This is a genomic window from Streptomyces sp. NPDC037288, from assembly GCF_055603265.1.
In genome coordinates this window covers 1-3,839 of the sequence record NZ_JBVJVY010000153.1, presented here as the reverse complement: position 1 = coordinate 3,839, position 3,839 = coordinate 1, and the positions used below count along the sequence as shown (strand labels likewise).

General features: G+C 65.0%; 2 protein-coding genes and 3 pseudogenes. 3 read left to right on the top strand and 2 right to left on the bottom strand.

The genetic code is table 11. The annotated features are described in order from the left end of the window. A pseudogene (locus ACZ7GZ_RS42590) lies at positions 1-104 on the top strand (IS5/IS1182 family transposase); the annotation flags it as partial. 12 nt (positions 105-116) lie between these two features. Here ACZ7GZ_RS42590 and ACZ7GZ_RS42585 read toward each other — a convergent pair. After that, positions 117-526: pseudogene (locus ACZ7GZ_RS42585) on the bottom strand (transposase family protein); the annotation flags it as partial. A gap of 150 nt (positions 527-676) precedes the next feature. On the opposite strand from ACZ7GZ_RS42585, the gene ACZ7GZ_RS42580 reads away from it, so the two are divergent. Continuing rightward, positions 677-856: a hypothetical protein gene (locus ACZ7GZ_RS42580; protein ID WP_471033170.1), complete on the top strand. Its 180-nt coding sequence runs from the start codon at positions 677-679 to the stop codon at positions 854-856. Positions 857-1,308: 452 nt separating this feature from the next. Continuing rightward, the gene (locus ACZ7GZ_RS42575) at positions 1,309-2,712 is read left to right on the top strand and encodes a hypothetical protein (RefSeq protein ID WP_471033167.1); all 1,404 of its coding nucleotides are present in this window, start codon (positions 1,309-1,311) and stop codon (positions 2,710-2,712) included. Between the two features lie 697 nt (positions 2,713-3,409). Here the strand turns inward: ACZ7GZ_RS42575 and ACZ7GZ_RS42570 are convergent. Continuing rightward, positions 3,410-3,688: pseudogene (locus ACZ7GZ_RS42570) on the bottom strand (helix-turn-helix domain-containing protein); the annotation flags it as partial. Positions 3,689-3,839: the final 151 nt, after the last annotated feature.

The following is a 3,839-nucleotide window of genomic DNA, read 5'->3' as shown; positions in this document are numbered from 1 at the left end:
GTCTCAACCACCGTTACGAGCGGAAACCAGGCAACTACCTGGCCTTTCTCGGGCTGGCATCCGCCCTCTGCTGCTACAAGCGGTTCCTCAAACTGGCCATGTAGGACACGGTCTTAAAGCTGGGCGAAGGCATGTTCACCCGGGGTTCGTGGTCGGTGTGGTCAGGGTTGAACTGCTGGTGGTGCTCGGGTTGTTCGCTGTGGTAGTAGGGGGTGCGGACGGTTGAGTCGGCGCCCTGGTAGGCGTGGTCGGCGAGGATGAGGATCTGCTGGGTGACGCGGGCCTGGATGATGCCGTGGGCGCGGGTGGCGGTCAGGTCATGGGTGCGGCCCGGTGTTGCCCGGGGTAACCATAGGGGTGTGCCGTCGCCACGTGTGATGACCTGGACGTTCATGCCGTGCTTGTAATGCTTCATCGGTGAGTGCGGCTCGTCGGCTTTGACGCGGTCGGTGGGGATCAGGGTGCCGCCGACGATCATGAGGTCTTCCTCGCCCGGACCGAGGGCTTGATGCAGGCCGGGTGCCCAGGGGGCCCGCGAAGAAAGCCGTGGCCCGCCTGAGGACCTCCACGTCCTCCCGCAGCCGGCGGTTCTCCCGCCGCAGCGCGGCCAGCTCCTCACGTTCACCGCTGGTCAGGCCATCGCGCTCTCCCGCGTCGGCCTCAGGCTGCTTGACCAGTGGAGTACCGCGGCCTCGGCCGGACCAAGTCCTCGGCGACCTGGCCGACCGAGCAGTCATCAGGCTGGCACAGCTCGACGGTCTCGGCCCTGAACTCCGGCACGAACGACCAGCGAGGGCGGGGCTCCTTCTTCCCCATGCTCTCCATGACGGACATCCTCCCGGGGCCGAACCTGTGATCGCGGATGTCCGTCAAAGCACATCAAGCCCAGCCCGTGCAGGACTGGGTAAACCAGGGCCCGGCGGTTCGAGCCAGTTGATGGCCTGAGGTGGGACTTGATCGCGGATTTCTTGGCTCTTGTGAATGGCCGCAGCAGCTTCATCGGAGCGTCGCCCGTCTTCGCAGGCAAGATGACTGAGGGGGCCAGCCGCTTGATCAGCCAAGGGCCCGAGCACCATCGTGTTCGGTTGATGCCGCCCGCCGACACGCAGTGTTCGTCTGATTTACCAGGCTCAACAGCAGCTTCGCCCGACGGCGGACAACGATCTTTACTGGCCAAAGAATGACTTGAAAACACCCAAGGCTGGCGCAAATGCGCCTGCCGAGGTGGTCGAGCGGCTCCGCAGACTTGATGACGCTTGCCTTCCAGTCGAGGGCGTGAGCAAGTTACCGGGGAAGAGGAGGCGCCTGGTGCCTCGCCAACGTCAGCGCAACACACGGCTCGCAGGCCTTGTGTCGGAGGCGGGCTGGAGCGCCGCGGACCTCGCCAAAGCTGTCAATTACATTGGCCGTTTTGAAGGATTGAACCTCCAATACGACCGGACCACGGTGGCTCATTGGCTCGCCGGATCCTGCCCCAGGGCACCCGTCCCCGCCCTGGTTGCCGAAACATTGACTCGCCGTATTGGCCGTCCTGTGCGGGTGGCGGATACCGGACTTCTTCCGGGACCGGACTCACAGGAGATGGACATCCTCGACATTGCAGCGGCGGATCGTGAAGACCCGGTTCAGCAACTGCTTGTCTTGGCCGGACTTGACGCCGACCCTGCTCGTCGGCCCCCCCTGCTCGACCTCATCTACCGCCAGATCCCGGTTGACACCAAGGAAGATGCTGCTCTCGTGGCTTCAACAGCAGGTGCATACGCGACAGCAACCGCGGAGGAGTTCGGACGACAGCGGTCCGTCACCGTCGAGGCGCAGTTGCTGTATGCCATGATCGATTCCTTCACCTCGTATAAAGAACAGTTCGGTGGCGGCCATGCTCGAGCTGTACCGGCGGCTTACACAGCGGACGACGTGGGCCGTTTGCTCACATCCCTGGTACGGCCGCCAGTGCGCACGGATGTGATGATTGCGGTGGGGCAACTGGCCCACATCATGGGGGACATGACTGCGGACGCAGGGCATCATGGGCTCGCGCAGCGCTACTACCTGCTGGCTTCGGGAATCGCGGTCAAAGAGGGGGATCGACGGGGACGCGCCATCGCGCTGCGGGCGATGAGCGTCCAGGCTGCTTCGCTCGAGGTACCGCGGTATGCGGCAGACCTGGCGGATGCCGCTGTCGACGTTGCCGGCACATTGGACGACGGTGACCTGCGGGCCTTTCTGCTGGCGCAACGGGCATACGCTCGTACGCTCGTCCGTGACGCCCACGGTGCCATCGAGGACCTGGCCGCAGCCGAGCGTGCCCTCGACGGAACTACAGGCGGAGCAGGCCCGTTCACGTCATATCCGAGAGCCGGACTCGCGTACCAGCAGGGCATGACGCTTCACGCGCTCGGCGACAGAGCTGGTGCGGTCGCTGCTTTCAGCAGGGCGGTGCAGTGGCGCGCGCCCCATGAACGCCGGTTACGGGCTCTCACCCAGGCACGCCTGGCCAACGTGCTGCTGGATTTGGGCCGTGTCGAAGAGGCGTGTGTACATGCTTCGGCCTTTGCCGATGACTACCCGTACCTCCATTCCCGTGGGGCGACCTTGGCAATAGGGAGGATTCGTTCGCGGTTCGCCACGTTCCTCAAGGTACAGCGAGCCGCCGCCGTGTACGAGAGGCTTACGGAGCTGGAAGAGGCGCTGCGGTCCCGTGTCGGCCAGTGACCAGGTGCCGAGTCGGGCCCAGCCGATAGGTCCGCGTCGAGGGCCCTCTGCAGGGCCTCAGCACCGCCGCACGATCAACGAATCCCCTCGAGCGGACGCTCACCCGCCCAGAATGCAGAGCGTCCTGCCTTTCTACTCAGGCGTCTCGCCCAGCGGCTCCGCTGCGGAGCGGGACTGGCCGACGGCCTTGGCCTCCTCGCGTGCACGGCGAAGCGTAACGTCTCCGGCCATCTGGGAAGGCGTGTCCTGGCCAGTCACGGCGGCCCAGGAGTAAGTTGCGATTAAGGCATCTAACGGATCATTCATACTGGATTATTGGATCGGCTCGCGGTTACACGGAACACATCGATATCCTATTTCAGCCGATTAGCCCAGCTAAAGATGGGTGGCTGACCTTGCAGGACCATGGGACTGGCCGACCGGCGAAGTTTCGGACGCAAGCCGAGGCCGTTCGACAGATCTGGAGCGACTCGCACCCGTGATCCGACGGCGGCCCGCGCTCACGCCATCACCACGCGCCAGAGGCCCGTAGGGGCCGCTCCGTTGAGGAATGACCGTTGCTGCCGATCAGCGGTGCCTCCTTCGCAGAAGGCAGGCGGCCTGCAGCCAGTTGCTCTTCTGGGCCTCGGGTCCGGCTTGCAGAAGCATGCCAGGTCTCCATCACCGCACCATGCATCACCCTTGTCCCGCATGGCCATGCGGCCGGCCTCTGCTCCAGATGCCCGGCCAGCTTCTCCAGACAACGCGGGGACCGACAGCATCGCGACCCGCTCGGACCGCGGGAGGCCAGAGCCTCACGACCGCCGTCCCGCCACAGCTGGTGCCACGGGTAGGCCGGCTTCAGGCTCACCCGCAGGCGCCGTGCGACTTCCGGCGGCTTGATCTTCTGCTCGAACAGTTCGGCTGCCTGCATCCGTACCAACTCCCGGCGCCGCCGACCCGCAGCGGTCAGCCCACCCCCATCCGCGTACCTCACAACCCCATGGGATACAGCCACCGCACCGGGCCCTTCACAGACTTCGCGAGAGCTCAGGTCGTGTCCCTTGATGTGGTGTAGGCGATCAATCGTCGGTCGTGTTGGTGGTGTTGGGGAGTGCGGGGGCGCTTTTGCCGGGCTCGGTGGGGTA